The sequence below is a fragment of the Curtobacterium sp. PsM8 genome (assembly GCF_030433875.1).
GTDB lineage: Bacteria > Actinomycetota > Actinomycetes > Actinomycetales > Microbacteriaceae > Curtobacterium.
The window spans coordinates 1-236 of the sequence record NZ_JARUXD010000188.1 but is presented as its reverse complement, the minus strand read 5'-3'; the positions used below and the strand labels follow the sequence as shown (position 1 = coordinate 236).

At 77.1% G+C, this 236-nt stretch carries 1 protein-coding gene; it reads right to left on the bottom strand.

Features of this window, described 5'->3' with window-relative positions; genetic code table 11:
* Positions 1–236: hypothetical protein (locus QCD68_RS17310; RefSeq protein ID WP_301223906.1), on the bottom strand; the 236-nt coding region annotated here is incomplete at both ends.

The window sequence follows — 236 nt, the reverse complement described above, 5'->3', positions numbered from 1 at the left end:
CCGGGGCGGCGGTGTTGGTGCTGGTGCGGGGTTATCGGGTCGGGGGCGCCTCGGACGCCCGAGACGCGGGTGCCCGGCCCCCGGTGGGTGCCGAGCCAGAGCCCGGCCCGCGTGAACGTCAATCGACCGCCGGCGTTGTCGGCGACGAAGAGCACGGCGTCCTCACGGCGGAGCCAGCGGTCCTCGCCGACCCCCCGTCCCCAGCTGTCGCCGGCCCGGGGGAAGTCGACCTGGCG